Below are 14,847 nucleotides of genomic sequence, written 5' to 3' on the forward strand. Positions count from 1 at the left end.
TGCCGGTCGTGCCTGGCGGTGGACGCGGACGGGTTCGAGGAGCCGGATCCGGGCGAGCGGCGGGCGGCGTTCGGGGCGTTCCTGGCGGGCGCCGCGCGGGTGTTCGCGCCGTCCTCCGACACGGCGGGCCGGATCCGGACGGTGTACCCGGATCTGTCGGTCACGGTGCGGCCGCACGTCGAGCCGGAGCGGTCGGTGCGCTCGACCGCCCTCCAGCGGCCCGGTCGAATCCGCCGCGTCGCCGTGCTCGGCGCGATCAGCGCCACGAAGGGCGGCCTGTTCCTGCAGGCGCTCGCCACCGACGCGCAGGACCGCGACCTGCCGCTGCACTTCGCGATCGTGGGCTACTCGGACCCGGCCCTGGCGATCGGCCTGGAGCGCGTCGGGGTCGCCCAGACCGGGCGCTATTCCGGGGACCACGAGGCCCTGGACCTGGTCTGGCGGCTCTCGGCCGACCTCGTGCTGCTGCCGGCGATCTGGCCCGAGACCTACTCGTACGCGCTGACCCTGGCGCTGCGCACCGGCCTGCCGGTGGCGGCCTTCGACCTCGGCGCGCCGGCCGAGCGGCTGCGCGCCTACCCGAACGGGCACCTGCTCCCCGGCGCGCTGGCCACCGATCCGGCCGCCTTCAACGACCGCCTGCTCGCCATCGACGTCTCGGCCGCGGGCCGGCTCACCGTGCCGATCCGGGCCGCCACCTACGGCGACCTGATGGGCGACTATTACGGCCTGGACCCGGCGCCGGCCGGGACCGGGCACCCCAGCGACGAGGACGCCGCATGATCTCCGTCAACGAGGACATGAAGCAGGAGATGCTGCGCCGCGGCATCTCGGTGCTGCACCCGGCCCCGTTCGGCCTGCCGGAGGATTGCGTCTTCGAGCCGCCGTGCAGCATCAAGTGGATGGGCGTCGATTACTGCCTCACCATGGGGGCGTTCTCGTACGCGGTCAGCGGCTACTATTTCGGGGCCGACATCGCCCGTTACTGCTCGATCGGCGAGAGCGTCCAGGTCGGGCGCGGCAGCCACCCGGTCCAGTGCGGCTCGACCTCGCCGCTGTTCTACACGCACCACTCGGCCGTGTTCGACCGCATCGACCCGCGGGCGGAGGATTACGAGATCTCCGGCCCGTATCTCTGGCCCAAGCGCGTGCGCATCGGCAACGACGTCTATATCGGCCACGGCGCCTTCCTGATGCCCGACATCACGATCGGCGACGGGGCGGTGATCGGCGCCATGGCGGTGGTGACCAAGGACGTGCCGCCCTACGCGATCGTGGCCGGCAGCCCCGCCCGGATCGTGAAGATGCGCTTCCCGGACGCGCTGATCGAGCGCTACCTGAAGGTGCAATGGTGGCGCTACGCCTTCTGGGACCTGCGCCAGTGCTCGATCACCGACCCGGAGACGTTCATCGACGCCGTCGAGGAGCGGATCGCCGGGGGCATGCAGGAATACCGGCCGGAGCTAATCCCGATCCGGTCGCTGGTGCCGGGCGCCTGAGGCCGGGCGCCCGCCGGGACGCGCCGGGGCGTCCGGAGCGGCACGCTCAGCCCGCCAGCACCCGCGCCGCCGCGTCGCCGAGGGCCCGCACGCCGAGGGCGAGGTCGGCGTCGCTGGTATCCTCCGCCCAGTGGTGGCTGATGCCGCCGATCGAGGGCACGAACAGCATCGCGGCCGGCAGGATCCGGGCGACGTTCTGGGCGTCGTGCCCGGCCCCCGACGGCATCACCTGCCACCCGCCGGGGCAGACGCTCTCGGCCGCCTCCGAGAGGGCGCGCATCAGGGCCGGGTCGCAGGGGGCGGGGATCGCCTTGGCCAGGGCCGTCAGCGTGGCCGGGCAGCGCTCGCGCCGGTTCGAGTCCCGCACCAGCGCCTCCAGGCAGGCCTCCATCCGCTCCAGCACGGGCATCGCCACGTCGCGGAACTGGAAATACACCTCGGCCCGCCCCGGGATGATGCTGAAGCCGCCGGGATCCAGGGTGATCCGTCCCGTGGTCCAGGTGCTGCGCGGCCCGCAGACCTTCGGGAATTCCCGGTCGATCGCCGCGAGCAGCCGCACCGCCGAGAGACCCGCGTCCCGGCGCTCCGCCATGGTGGTGCCGCCCGCGTGGTCCTGGTTGCCGGCGAAGTCGATCCGGAACTGCCAGATCGCCACGATGCCGCTCACCACGCCGAGATGCAGGCCGGCGGATTCGAGCTGCGTGCCCTGCTCGATGTGCATCTCGAGGAAGCCGCGGTAGCGGTCCGGGTCGAGCCGCGTCCGGGGCAGGCCGGCGAGGCCGGCGCTCGCGAGCGCCGCGCGGAGCGGCGTGCCGTCGGTGCGGTTGCGGGCCTCGTCGATCTCGGCCTCGGTCAGGTCGCCGATCGCCGAGCGGCTGCCCAGGAAGCCCCCCGAGAAGTGCCCCTCCTCGTCGGCGAAGGCGACGACGTCGACGGGCAGCCCGGCGCGGGCCAGCGCGACCCCGGCCACGACGCCCAGCGCCCCGTCGAGCCAGCCGGCCTCGTTCTGCGTCTCGATGTGGCTGCCGACCAGCAGGTGCGGGCCCGGCCCGCGGTGGCGCCCGAGCACGTTGCCGATCCCGTCGATGGAGGCCTCCAGGCCGCAGGCCTCGAGCCGGGCCATCAGCCAGCGCCGGGATTCCATGTCGTCGGCCGAGAAGGTCGGCCGGTGGACGCCGGTGCGGAACCGGCCGATCTCGCGCAGTTCGTACAGGTCGGCCAGGAAGGCCCGGGTGTCGATCGCGGTCATGGTGAGCCCAGGCGATGAGGCCGAGTGTTGTGGCCAAGTGTTGTGGCCAAGTGTTGTGGCCACGTGAGGAGGCCTCCGGCGGTGCAAGCCCCGTGCGGCCCGCTATTCCGCCGCCGCAGGTCTCGAGGCCGCGCCCTGCGCGCCACCCCGCGCATCGCCCCGCGCCCCGCCCCCCGCGCCCTCCAGCCAGGCGGCGAGATCGGCCCGGGCCCGGTCGGTGAGCGCGCGCTTCTTCAGCGCCGCCTTCTCGGGTCCGCGCAGGCGCCGGCCGGTCTCGTTGCGGGGGGCCCGCTCGAGCGGCGGGAACAGGCCGAAATTCACGTTCATCGGCTGGAACGAGCGCGGGGCGTTGGCCTCCCCGTCCGCCATCAGGTGGCCGCCGGTGATGTGGGCGATGAGCGCGCCGAGGGCCGTGCTCTGGGGCAGGGGGGCGAGGGGGGCGCCGGCCGCCTCCGCGACGGCGAAGCGGCCGGCCATCAGCCCGACCGCGGCGCTCTCGACGTAGCCCTCGCAGCCGGTGATCTGCCCGGCGAAGCGCAAGGTCGGACGGGCCCGCAGCCGGAGGGTGGCGTCGAGGAGGCGCGGGCTGTCGAGGTAGGTGTTGCGGTGCAGGCCGCCGAGGCGGGCGAACTCGGCCCGCTCCAGGCCGGGGATCATGCGGAAGACCCGCACCTGCTCGGCGTAGGTCAGCTTCGTCTGGAAGCCGACCATGTTGTAGAGGGTGCCCAGCGCGTTGTCCTGGCGCAGCTGCACGACCGCGCAGGGCTTGACCAGCGGGTCGCGGGGATTGGTGAGCCCCACGGGCTTCATCGGCCCGTGGCGCAGCGTCTCGGGGCCGCGCTCGGCCATGACCTCGACGGGCAGGCAGCCGTCGAAATAGGGCGTGCCCTCCCACTGCTTGAACCCGATCTTCTCGCCCGCCACGAGGGCGGCCACGAAGGAATCGTACTGCTCCCGGGTCATCGGGCAGTTGAGGTAGTCCGCGCCCGTGCCGCCGGGTCCCGGCTTGTCGTAGCGGGACTGGAACCACGCCACGTCCATGTCGATCGAGTCGCGGTGGACGATCGGTGCGATCGCGTCGAAGAAGGCCAGCGACTCGGCGCCTGTGAGCCCGCGGATGCCCTCGGCCAGCGCCGGCGCGGTGAGCGGGCCGGTGGCGACGATGCAGGGCCCCCATTCCTCCGGCGGCAGGCCCTCGACCTCCCCGCGGACGAGGGTGACGTTCGGGTGCTGCTCCAGGGCCCGGGTCACCGCGGCGGAGAAGCCCTCGCGGTCGACCGCCAGCGCCCCGCCCGCCGGCACCTGGTTGGCGTCGGCCGCCCGCATGATCAGCGAGCTCAAGGAGCGCATCTCCTGGTGCAGCAGCCCGACGGCGTTGCCCTCGGGGTCGTCCGACCGGAACGAGTTGGAGCAGACGAGCTCGGCCAGCCCGTCGGTCCGGTGCGCCTCGGTGCCGCGCACCGGGCGCATCTCGTGGATCACGGCGCGGTGCCCGGCTTCGGCCACCTGCCAGGCGGCCTCGGATCCGGCGAGGCCGCCGCCGACGATGTGGATGGTCTGTGTCATGTCCGAGAATAGCGAAGGACCGCCGTCCGGATCAACGGGCGGCGGTCCTTCGAGGCATTCGTCTCGGGCGCTGTGACGCGGACGCGGGGATCAGACGCGGGCGACGCCGCGGATCTCGCTGCGGTTGATGCCGAGATCGGCAAGATCGCGGTCCGACAGGCGGGACAGCTGGGTGACGGTGTCGCGGTACCGGAGATAGGCGCGGACGCGGCTCAGGACGCTACGGGCGGCGGACATGGTGTGCTGTGACCTCTGCTCGGGCAGACGATGGCGCCCCATTGCGCATCGCTGCCTCTTGTTGGTGCAACGCACATATAATCGCGCCGCAGCGCAGCAGGAGTCGTAAGGTCAAGCACCAGACCTGCGAAAATCGCATAACCGGCTTAAGAAACCGGCAAGGTTTCCGGATGGTCATTCTTTGTGCGCATGCAGGGCGAAGAAGGGCCTTCCGCACGCGCGAAGGGCGCCCCGCCGGTCGGCGGGACGCCCTGCATGCCGTCTGACGGGCTCGGACGGGGGCTCAGTAGAACGGGCGCGGCCCGTAGAAGCCGTAGGGCCGGTAGAAGGGCCGCGGCCGGTAGTAACCGCCGTACCCGCCGTAATAGACCGGGCGCCGCCAGTAGCCGTAGGGCCGGGGGCCCCAGTTCGGCCGGCAGATGCCCCACGGATTGGGATGGAAGCCGGGGCCGCAGCCCCCGGCCGCCTCGGCAGACCCCGCGAGCCCGAGGCCGCCGGCGATCGCGGCGGCCATCACGAGTGCCTTCGCGCGCGGTGCGCTCAGAATCGTCATGACTGGATCTCCTCAACGTTTCCGGCGGATCGGGAGCCGGTCGTTCGAGATTCGGTCCCGCCACCTGAACCGTCGCTGAGCCGTAGGTTGTGTCCGGTACAGGCCCGCGACGGCGCCGCGGCAACGCCGTTCGGAGCGCGAAGGTTGCACGCTCCGGGTCGCGGCCTCAGTGCAGCGAGGGCGTGCGCAGGAACCGCTCCCGATCCCCGGAGACGAGGGCGAGCTTCACGCCGCGCCCCTCCCGGCGGATCGTGAGGGGGACCCGCACGCCGGCCTCGCCCAGGGCCCAGACGCTCCGGAACAGGGCGGCGAGGTCGGCCACCGGCTCGCCGGCCACCGCCTCGATCACGTCGCCGGCCTGGAGGCCGCCGGTCTCGGCCGGGCCGTTATCGGCGAGGCCCATCACGACGATGCCCTCCTCGCTCTCGGTGGCGTAGAGGCCGAGCCAGGGGCGGGGCGGCCGGTCGGCCCGCCCGCGCGTGGCGAGGTCCTCGAGGATCGGCGTCAGCAGATCGATGGGCACGACCATGTTGATCGGCCGCGCCGCGCCGCCGCCGCCCTGCTGCAGCTGCAGCGAGCCGATGCCCAGCAGGTCGCCCTGGGGGCCGATCAGCGCGGTCCCGCCCCAGTGCGGGTGCGCGGGGGCGGTGAACAGGGCCTCGTCGAGGACGTACTCCCAGTAGCCGGCGAATTCCTGCCGGGCCACGACCTCGACGGCGACGCAGCGCTGGCGCCCGCCCGCCCCGGCCAGCACGGCCCGGTCGCCGGTCTTGAGCCCGGCCGAGCGGCCGAGCGGGAGGGCCGGCACGCCGAGATCGCCGAGCGCCTGGACCAGGCCGAAGCCCGTGGCGGCGTCGAAGCCGAGGACGTGGCCGGGCACCGAGCGGCCGTCCCGGGTGGTGAGCCAGACGCTCTCGGCCTCGGTGACGAGGTAGCCGATGGTGAGCACCAGCCCGTCCTCGCGGATCACCACGCCGTTGCCGGCGCGCTCGGTGCCGAGCGTCTCGGCCGTGAACGCGCTGTCCGGGATCCGCGCCGACAGGGCCAGGACCGCGGAGAGCGCCCGGTCGAGGTCGTAGCCGTAATCCGCGGGCCTGGGCTGGGCCTGCGCGGGGATCTTCCACTCGCCCTGCGTCGCCATGACAATCCTTCGGCTCGTCCGCCTGCGCTCCGGTCGGCCCCGGAGCCGCGCCATCGGCACACCATAGGATGTCCGCGCCACCCGCGTCACCCGCAGCCGGCTGCGACCCGTGGCACGGGCCCGCCCGGGGCGGCCGGGGCGGCCGGGTGCGGCCCGCGGCGGCACCGGCACAAAGAAAAACCGCCCGGCGGAGCCGGGCGGCGCGCCGTCCCGGAGGACGGCCTGTCGGAGATCCGGGAGCCCCCGCCGCGCGGCGGCGGGGAGCCCGGTGTCTCGGAAGGATCTCAGTACTTGCGGACCAGCGGCGCCGGGACCGGCGCGGCGGCCGGGGTCGGCGAGTAGAGCGGCACGATGAACCGGATCCAGCCGTCGGTGGAGTAGTTGTCGCGGGTGCGGCCGAACGCGTTGGTGTACTGCGCGCCGGTCACGACGTCGCGGGCAACGTAGGCCTGGACGGTGAAGATCTTGAAGTCGTAGCCGATGAGGCCGCCGAGGGCGAACCGGCCACGGTTGCCGGCCGCGGCGCTGGCCTGGCTGATGTCGAAGTTGTAGGTGCCGTAGGCGATCGGGCCGATCTCGAAGTTGCCGAACTTCTTGGTCGCCGTGAGGTCGAAGTTCAGGGCGTCCGACAGGCGGATCGGGCCGATGGCGGCGCCGACCTGGCCGGGGAAGCGGCCGGGCGAGTCGTAGATGTTGGCGGTCAGGTTGGCGGTGATGTTCCAGCCGTCACCCGTGTAGCTGCCGGCGATGCCGAAGCGGTAGGTGTTGGAGGAGAGCTGCGGCAGGACCGGGGTGGCCGTCGTGCCGTTCGCGGTGATGATCGAGCCGCGATCGCCGTTCAGGTCGTTCAGGTAGGCGCCGCCGAGCAAGCTGACGCCGAAGTTGTTGCCGAGGTCGAAGGCCCAGATGCCGCCGACGAAGGTGCCGACGTTGATCGAGATGTCCTTGTTGCGCACGCCCGCCGGGTTGCGGGTGAAGGCGAACACGGTCGGGGGCGCCACGAGCAGCTCGACGCGGCCGCCGAACGGCACGAACGGGGTCGACCAGACCAGGACCGGGATGTTGACGGCCGTGTCGGGCGAGTTCGGCGCGTCGGTGCGGCGATAGGTGAACGTGTTGATCGCGTAGAGACCCTCCGGCAGCGGCGCGCCGACCGCGAGGCCGACCTGCTCGCCCGGAACCGTCGTGGTCTGCGCCTGCGCGATCGTCGAGGTCATGCCGACCGTGAGCGCGACCGTGCCGGCCGCGAGCCAGTTCTTCATCATTTTCTCATTCCTTCCCAAGGTCATACGGCGTCCGTCCCGCATTCGGCACTTCCCTGCCGGTCTGCTCGCCTATCGCGGCTGCCGGCTTCGGACCTGCCGAGCGCCCCCACGGAGCCTGCCCGTCTCAACGTCTGCGACTATTCTACAGAGACCTGCGGAAAGACAGTGGAATGCTCGCCGAAACGCCACAACCGGCCGAACCGTTGCGCAAAAGCCGCATTTTTGCGGCGATGCAACACTGTCCACAGACCCTGCTCGGACCGCGGTTTCGGCAAAATATCGTTGAACGGTCAAGCTGTTGCCGGCCCGGGCCGCGGGAGAATCCGGCAAAGGCGGGAAGGTGATCGGGCAGGCCGCCGGTCCGGACGCGCGGGCCGGGATCCGGCTCCGAGCCGGTCGGCGGCGGGTCCGGAGCCGGATCCGGCCGCTCGAATCACCGTCCGCGGGCGCGGGGTCCGGCCGAGACCCGGCAGAAACTGCCGCGCCGGCCCGGGAGCGGGTGATCGTCGCGTCGGACCCGCGCCCGCACTGCAGGGGCGGGGGCGCGTCCGGCACGGTCGCCGGTGCGTGCGATGCCCGCCCCCGGACGGTCCGCCCCCCCTCCGCCGCCGCGCTACTCCGCGGCGCGACCGCGGCTCGCGGGTGAGGCGGGCCGCCGCTCCAGCACCTCGCGCAGGAACCGGCCGGTATGGCTGGCCTTGGCGCGGGCGATCTCTTCCGGCGTGCCCTGCGCCACCACCCGGCCGCCGCCGTCGCCGCCCTCGGGGCCCATGTCGATCACCCAGTCGGCGGTCTTGATCACTTCGAGGTTGTGCTCGATCACCACCACGGTGTTGCCCTGGTCGACCAGCTCGTGGAGCACCTCCATGAGCTTGGCGACGTCGTGGAAGTGCAGGCCGGTGGTCGGCTCGTCGAGGATGTAGAGGGTGCGGCCGGTGGCGCGCTTCGACAGCTCCTTGGAGAGCTTCACGCGCTGCGCCTCGCCCCCCGACAGGGTGGTGGCCTGCTGGCCGACATGGACGTAGTGCAGGCCGACCCGCTTCAGGGTCTCGAGCTTGTCGCGGATCGCCGGCACCGCCTTGAACAGCTCGGCCGCCTCCTCGACGGTGGAGTCGAGCACGTCGGCGATGGACTTGCCCCGGTACTTCACCTCCAGGGTCTCGCGGTCGTAGCGCTTGCCCTTGCAGACGTCGCAGGTGACGTAGACGTCCGGCAGGAAGTGCATCTCGATCTTGATGACGCCGTCGCCCGAGCAGGCCTCGCAGCGCCCGCCCTTGACGTTGAACGAGAAGCGGCCGGGCTGGTAGCCCCGCGCCTTGGCCTCGGGGAGGCCCGCGAACCAGTCGCGGATCGGCGTGAAGGCGCCGATATAGGTGGCGGGGTTCGAGCGCGGCGTGCGGCCGATCGGCGACTGGTCGATGTCGATGACCTTGTCGAGGTGCTCCAGCCCCTCCAGCCGCCCGTAGGGGGCCGGGTGCTCCAGGGCGCCGTTCAGCTTCTTGGCGACGGCCTTGTAGAGGGTGTCGATCACCAGGGTGGACTTGCCGCCCCCCGAGACGCCGGTGATGCACGTGAAGGTGCCGAGCGGGATCTCGACGTCCACGTCCTTGAGATTGTTGCCCCGCGCGCCGAACAGGCCGAGCTTGCCCTTCCGGCCCTTGCGGCGGGCGGTCGGGGTGCGCACCGCCATCGCGCCCGTGAGATACTTGGCGGTGAGCGAGGCGGGGTTCGCCAGCACCTCCGCGGGGGTGCCCTGCGCGATGATCTCGCCGCCGTGGATGCCGGCGCCCGGGCCGACATCGACCACGTAATCGGCCTGCAGGATCGCGTCCTCGTCGTGCTCGACCACGATCACCGAGTTGCCGAGGTCGCGCAGGCGCTTGAGCGTGCCGAGCAGCCGCTCGTTGTCGCGCTGGTGCAGGCCGATCGAGGGCTCGTCCAGCACGTAGAGCACGCCGGTCAGGCCGGAGCCGATCTGCGAGGCGAGGCGGATGCGCTGGCTCTCGCCGCCCGAGAGCGAGCCGGAGCCGCGGGCGAGCGTCAGGTATTCCAGGCCGACATCCACCAGGAAGCTCAGCCGGTCGCGGATCTCTTTCAGGATCCGGACCGCGATCTCGTTCTGCTTCGCGGTCAGCTTCCCGGGCAGGTCCGAGAACCAGCGGTGCGCCTCGGAGACCGAGAGGGCGGTCACGTCGGCGATGTCCGCCATGGCGACCTTCACGGCCAGAGCCTCGGGCTTCAGCCGCTTGCCGCCGCAGGCGGCGCAGGGCGTCTCGCTCATGAAGCGCCCGATCTCCTCGCGCACGGCGTCCGAGTCGCTCTCCTTGTAGCGGCGCTCCAGGTTCGGGATCACGCCCTCGAACGGCTTGTTGACCGTGTACTTGCGCAAGCCGTCGTCGTAGGCGAAGCGCACCGCCTGCTTGCCCGAGCCGTAGAGCACGATGGCGCGGGCCGTCTCCGACAGGCTCTGCCAGGGGACGCCCGTCTTGAAGCCGAAATGCTCGGCGAGCGCCTCGAGCGTCTGGCCGTAATAGGGCGAGGTCGACTTCGCCCAGGGGCCGACCGCGCCGCGCTTCAGGCTCAAGGCCGGATCGGAGATCACCAGCTCGGGATCGATCCGCATCTCGTGGCCGATGCCGCTGCAGGTCGGGCAGGCGCCGAACGGGTTGTTGAACGAGAACAGCCGCGGCTCGATCTCCGCGATGGTGAAGCCCGAGACCGGGCAGGCGAAGCGCGACGAGAAGGTGACGGTCCGCGGCGCCTCGCCCTCGGGGGCGTCGGCGAACACGATCTCGGCGACGCCGTCGGCGAGTTCCAGCGCGGTCTCGAAGGACTCGGCCAGCCGCGAGCCGATATCGGCCCGGACCACGATCCGGTCCACCACCACGTCGATGTCGTGCTTGAACTTCTTGTCGAGCTTGGGCACATCGTCGATGGCGTAGTATTCGCCGTTCACGCGCAGCCGCTGGAAGCCTTTTTTCTGATATTCGGCGATCTCCTTGCGGTACTCGCCTTTCCGCCCGCGAACCACGGGCGCCAGCAGGTAGAGCCGGGTCTTCTCCGGCAGCTCCAGCACCCGGTCGACCATCTGCTGGACGGTCTGGCTCTCGATCGGCAGGCCGGTGGCCGGCGAGTAGGGGATGCCGACCCGCGCCCAGAGCAGGCGCATGTAGTCGTAGATCTCGGTCACCGTCCCCACGGTCGAGCGGGGGTTCTTCGAGGTGGTCTTCTGCTCGATCGAGATCGCCGGCGACAGCCCGTCGATCTGGTCGACGTCGGGCTTGGACATCATCTCCAGGAACTGGCGGGCGTAGGCCGAGAGCGACTCGACGTAGCGGCGCTGCCCCTCGGCGTAGATCGTGTCGAAGGCGAGCGACGACTTGCCCGAGCCCGAGAGCCCGGTGAAGACCACGAGCTTGTCCCGCGGGATGGTCAGGTCGACGTTCTTGAGATTGTGCTCCCGGGCGCCGCGGATCGCGATGACCCGCCGGTCCTCGACGGGGGCCGGCGCGGCGTCGAACAGGGCCTCCAGCTTGGCGTCGATGGCGGCCTCGGTCCGCGCAGCGGACGCCTCGCCCTTCGCGCGGGCCGGCTTGGGCTGGGCTGCCTTGGCCGGAACTGCCTTCACAGGGGCCACCTTGGCCGGAGCTGTCTTGGCCGGGACCGCCTTGACGGGCGACTTGGGAGCGGCTTTGGCGGCGTCGGCGCGGCTTGCGGCACGACTTCCAGCTTGGGCTTTGGCCATGAGGGCGGCGGTCTTTCGAGGCGTCGACGCGGTCAGATCGGATTCGCGCGCGGGCCAGCCGCCGCAACGGCCTCATGTCGAGCCCGACGGGGCTCACGGCAAGATGCGGCCGGCGGGACGCAGGCCCGTCATGCGCCGCCCTTGCTAGAACGAAACGCGTACGGCGGCAACACTTCGGTGTAGCGGCGGTGCGGGTGACGTCATCGACGCCTCAGCCTATAAGATAATTTGTGAAAAACGCTTATCGTCGGGCGCGTGATCCTTCCGGGCGAATAACGGAGACCCCATGGCGACCATGACGATTTCCCTGCCCGACCCGATGAAGGAGTGGATCGAAGCGCAGATCAGACAGGGCGATTATGCCAGCACGAGCGACTACGTCCGCGACCTCGTGCGCCGTGACCGCGAGAGACGAGCCCAGGCCGATTTGACGCTTGAGGATCTGCGCCGGATCGTCGACGAGGCCCGCGCCGGAGGACCGAGCCGCCGCAAGGTGCCCGAGATCCTCGCCCGGGCCAGGAAGCACGCGCAGTCTGACCAACCGCTAGATGAGTGACTATACCCTCACGGCGCGGGCTGAAGCGGATCTGTTCGACATCGCTGTCTATGGTTACCGGCAGTTCGGTATCCGCCAAGCGGAAGCCTATGCTGACGGGTTGGAACGCATCTTCCAGCTTCTTGCCGACAATCCCCGCATGGGCCGGACAGCTGCCGCGATCCGGCACGGCGTGCATCGGCACGAGTACGCCGCCCACGTCATCCTGTACGAGCCGGTGGAAGGCGGTGTCTTGATCCTGGCCATCGTCCACGGCCGCAGCGTGAGGGGGCTCGACCTGTAGCGTGGGTTTTCGCTGCGCTGCCCGAGCCGCCCGAGCCCCGAGATGCGACGCGATCGACAGGTGCCGATGCCAGCATGCGACGCGACCGATCCGGCCGCCCTCCGCGGTTCCGACGACCGCACGGCCACCCAGCAGCGCCTGTCCACGCGGCTCCTGTTCCTGATCGTGGGCATCGCCAACGCCACCTGGGCGCCCCTGGTGCCGCTGGTGAAGGACCGCGCCGGCCTCGACGAGGCCGGGCTCGGCCTGCTGCTCCTCACCTTCGGCATCGGCTCGCTCCTGGCGATGCCGAGCGCCGGGGCGGCGGCCGCGCGGCTGGGATACCGGCCGGTCCTGCTCGCCGGGACGCTGGCGCTCGGCCTGGCCCTGCCGGTCCTGGCCCTGGCCTCCGGGCTCGTCCCGCTCACCGGGGCGCTGCTGCTGTTCGGGGCCGGGATGGGGGCGGTGGACTGCGTCATGAACCTGCAGGCCGTCGCCGTCGAGCGCGCCGGCGGGCGGCCGATGATGTCGGGCTTCCACGGCCTCTACAGCCTCGGCTGCATCCTGGGGGCGCTGATCGCCAGCGTCCTGCTGGCCGCCGGGCTCGGCGCGGGCTGGAGCGCGCTGCTGCTCGTCGGGGGCATCGCGGCCCTGTTCGCGGCGGCCTGGCCCGGCATCCTGCGGACCGACCGGGCAGGAGGCGGCGACAGCGGCGGTCCCGCCCTCGCGCTGCCCCGGGGCCCGGTGCTGGTCCTCGGCCTGCTCTGCTGCGTGGTGTTCCTCACCGAGGGCTCGGCCCTCGACTGGAGCGCGGTGTTCCTGATCCAGCAGCGCGGGCTCGATCCGGCCTGGGCGGCGCTCGGCTACGCTTCCTTCTCGGTCACCATGACGGCCGGCCGGCTCGGCGGGGATGCGATCGTGGCCCGCCTCGGCCGGCGGCCCGTGGTGATCCTCGGCGGCCTGCTGGCGGCGGCCGGCCTCGCGCTCTCGGTCGTCATCCCGGCCTGGGAGGCGGCGCTCGCCGGCTACGCCCTGGTCGGGGCGGGCTGCGCCAACATCGTCCCGGTCCTGTTCACGGCGGCGGGGCGCCAGACCGCGATGCCCGCGCGCGTGGCGGTGCCGGCGGTGACGACGCTGGGCTATGCCGGGGTGCTGGCGGGGCCCGCGCTGATCGGCTTCGCCGCGCAGGCGCTCGGCCTGCCCGCGTCCCTGCTGATCGTGGCGGCGCTGCTCCTCGGCGTGGCGGCGGCCGGCCGGTCCCTGCGGGTGTGACCCCTCACGCCTCGGCGTTGCGCGCCATGAAGGTGGCGGGCGTCCCGTCCTCCGGGTTCACGAAGACGATGTCGGTCGGCGCCCGCCGGGGCGTGTCGATCGACAGGAACACCACCGGGTCCCCGGGCTCGAGCGCCGGCATCGCGTGGACCGTGCCCTTCTCGAAGAACAGGAGCTGGCCCGGGCCGAACGCCGTCTCGGCGGCCGGATCGCCCAGCCAGACCCGGCCCCGGCCCGAGAGGCAGTAGAGGTACTCGTCGCAGGTGGCGTGATAGTGCGGCGGGGTCGGCCGGTAGACCCGGAACACCCGGGCGCTCGCCGCCTCCCGGTCGGTCAGGTAGGTGTCGACCAAGAGGGTCTCGGCGCTGTCGGGCAGACCCGCCGCCAGCGCCGTCACGTCGAAGAGGCCGGTCCCCGCCGCGTCCGCCATCACGTCCTCCTCAATCGGAAAACCCTTCGAGCACGATCTTCCCCCTGGCGCGCCCGCTCTCGACCAGCGCGTGGGCGCGCCGCAGGTTCGCGGCGTCGATCCGCCCGTAATGCTCCCCCAGGGTGGTGCGCAGGCGCCCGGAATCAACGAGGCGGGATATCTCGTCGAGGAGCGCACCCTGGGCGGCGATGTCGGCGGTGGCGAACATCGAGCGGGTGAACATGAACTCCCAGTGCAGCGACAGGCTCTTGCGCTTGAGGAGCCCGACGTCGAGGCGCTCCGGATCGTCGATCAGGGCGAGGCGGCCCTGCGGGGCGATCAGTTCCACGATCGCGGCGAGGTGGGCGTCGGTGCTGGTCGTGGAGAAGACGAGGCCCGGCGCGCCGATCCCCAGGGCCGCCACCTCCGCCGCCAGGGATCTGGAATGGTCGACCACGTGGTGGGCGCCGAGGTCCCGGCACCAGGCCGCCGTCTCAGGCCGCGACGCGGTGGCGATCACGGTGAGGTCGGTGAGTTCCCGGGCGAGCTGGATCGCCACCGAGCCGACGCCCCCCGCGCCGCCGACGATCAGGATCGCCGGGGCCGCGCCCGGCACCGGCTTGTCCACGTCGAGCCGGTCGAACAGGGTCTCCCAGGCGGTGATCGCGGTGAGCGGCAGGGCGGCGGCCTGCGCCCAGTCGAGGCTCTCCGGCTTGTGCCCGACGATGCGGGCATCGACGCAATGGTATTCGGCGTTCGTCCCCGGCCGGGTGAGGTCGCCCGCGTAGAACACCGCGTCGCCCGCGGCGAAACCCTGGACCTCCGCGCCGGCGGCGACGACGGTGCCGGCCGCGTCCCAGCCGAGCACCTTGGTGCCGCCTTCCTCCGGCTCGGCCCGCCGCCGGACCTTGGTGTCGACCGGGTTCACCGAGACCGCCTCGACCTTCACCAGCAGGTCGCGCGGGCCGGGCTCGGGCTGGGGCAGGTCAAGGTCGACCAGGGCCTCGGGATCGGTGATCGGCAGGGACTTGCGGTAGCCGACGGCGCGCATGGTGATCTCCTCGGAGTGTCGCCGCAGGAGATGCCGCCCGCC

The 14,847-nt window shown here is 71.9% G+C and carries 13 protein-coding genes and 1 pseudogene; 5 read left to right on the plus strand and 9 right to left on the minus strand.

The window, feature by feature from the left end; translation table 11 throughout:
* Together ACLBYB_RS28125 and ACLBYB_RS28130 are read left to right on the plus strand one after the other, a co-directional pair.
* A pseudogene (locus ACLBYB_RS28125) lies at positions 1 to 783 on the plus strand (glycosyltransferase); the annotation flags it as partial.
* Positions 780 to 1,499 carry a CatB-related O-acetyltransferase gene (locus ACLBYB_RS28130; protein ID WP_042671319.1) on the plus strand — a complete coding sequence of 240 codons (720 nt, stop codon included), beginning with the start codon at positions 780 to 782 and terminating at the stop codon, positions 1,497 to 1,499. The pseudogene ACLBYB_RS28125 and the gene ACLBYB_RS28130, both read left to right, overlap by 4 nt.
* A gap of 46 nt (positions 1,500 to 1,545) precedes the next feature.
* On the opposite strand, the gene ACLBYB_RS28135 is transcribed toward ACLBYB_RS28130, so the two are convergent.
* From ACLBYB_RS28135 to uvrA, 7 genes are all read right to left on the minus strand, one after another.
* Complete coding sequence (locus ACLBYB_RS28135) at positions 1,546 to 2,748, minus strand: Zn-dependent hydrolase (RefSeq protein ID WP_091677322.1); 1,203 nt, start codon at positions 2,746 to 2,748, stop codon at positions 1,546 to 1,548.
* Between the two features lie 102 nt (positions 2,749 to 2,850).
* A complete protein-coding gene (gene trmFO / locus ACLBYB_RS28140; RefSeq protein ID WP_447700742.1) occupies positions 2,851 to 4,314 on the minus strand; it encodes a methylenetetrahydrofolate--tRNA-(uracil(54)-C(5))-methyltransferase (FADH(2)-oxidizing) TrmFO in 1,464 nt (487 codons plus the stop codon).
* Positions 4,315 to 4,404: 90 nt separating this feature from the next.
* Entirely contained in the window at positions 4,405 to 4,551 is a 147-nt protein-coding gene (locus ACLBYB_RS28145; protein ID WP_020095497.1) for a DUF1127 domain-containing protein, read from the minus strand.
* A gap of 283 nt (positions 4,552 to 4,834) precedes the next feature.
* Entirely contained in the window at positions 4,835 to 5,104 is a 270-nt protein-coding gene (locus ACLBYB_RS28150) for a GCG_CRPN prefix-to-repeats domain-containing protein (protein ID WP_020095498.1), read from the minus strand.
* A 166-nt stretch (positions 5,105 to 5,270) separates the two neighbouring features.
* Positions 5,271 to 6,245 carry a S1C family serine protease gene (locus tag ACLBYB_RS28155; RefSeq protein ID WP_447696669.1) on the minus strand — a complete coding sequence of 325 codons (975 nt, stop codon included), beginning with the start codon at positions 6,243 to 6,245 and terminating at the stop codon, positions 5,271 to 5,273.
* Positions 6,246 to 6,529: 284 nt separating this feature from the next.
* A complete protein-coding gene (locus tag ACLBYB_RS28160) occupies positions 6,530 to 7,510 on the minus strand; it encodes a transporter (protein ID WP_020095500.1) in 981 nt (326 codons plus the stop codon).
* A gap of 613 nt (positions 7,511 to 8,123) precedes the next feature.
* Entirely contained in the window at positions 8,124 to 11,255 is a 3,132-nt protein-coding gene (uvrA, locus tag ACLBYB_RS28165; protein ID WP_447700743.1) for an excinuclease ABC subunit UvrA, read from the minus strand.
* A gap of 286 nt (positions 11,256 to 11,541) precedes the next feature.
* Between uvrA and ACLBYB_RS28170 the strand changes: the two genes are divergently transcribed.
* The 3 genes from ACLBYB_RS28170 (at position 11,542) to ACLBYB_RS28180 (ending at position 13,345) form a co-directional block, all read left to right on the plus strand.
* Entirely contained in the window at positions 11,542 to 11,811 is a 270-nt protein-coding gene (locus ACLBYB_RS28170; RefSeq protein ID WP_331318819.1) for a type II toxin-antitoxin system ParD family antitoxin, read from the plus strand.
* Positions 11,804 to 12,094, plus strand: coding sequence for a type II toxin-antitoxin system RelE/ParE family toxin (locus tag ACLBYB_RS28175; protein ID WP_447700744.1), 291 nt, complete (start codon positions 11,804 to 11,806; stop codon positions 12,092 to 12,094). The genes ACLBYB_RS28170 and ACLBYB_RS28175 overlap by 8 nt, the downstream gene beginning before the upstream one ends.
* Before the next feature lie 66 nt (positions 12,095 to 12,160).
* Positions 12,161 to 13,345, plus strand: coding sequence for an MFS transporter (locus ACLBYB_RS28180; RefSeq protein ID WP_447700769.1), 1,185 nt, complete (start codon positions 12,161 to 12,163; stop codon positions 13,343 to 13,345).
* Between the two features lie 4 nt (positions 13,346 to 13,349).
* On the opposite strand, the gene ACLBYB_RS28185 is transcribed toward ACLBYB_RS28180, so the two are convergent.
* Both ACLBYB_RS28185 and ACLBYB_RS28190 read right to left on the minus strand, forming a co-directional pair.
* Positions 13,350 to 13,775 carry a cupin domain-containing protein gene (locus ACLBYB_RS28185; RefSeq protein ID WP_091677311.1) on the minus strand — a complete coding sequence of 142 codons (426 nt, stop codon included), beginning with the start codon at positions 13,773 to 13,775 and terminating at the stop codon, positions 13,350 to 13,352.
* A 10-nt stretch (positions 13,776 to 13,785) separates the two neighbouring features.
* Entirely contained in the window at positions 13,786 to 14,805 is a 1,020-nt protein-coding gene (locus tag ACLBYB_RS28190) for a zinc-binding alcohol dehydrogenase family protein (RefSeq protein ID WP_447700745.1), read from the minus strand.
* Between the last annotated feature and the right edge of the window lie 42 nt (positions 14,806 to 14,847).

It is taken from the genome of Methylobacterium sp. D54C, from assembly GCF_053345595.1.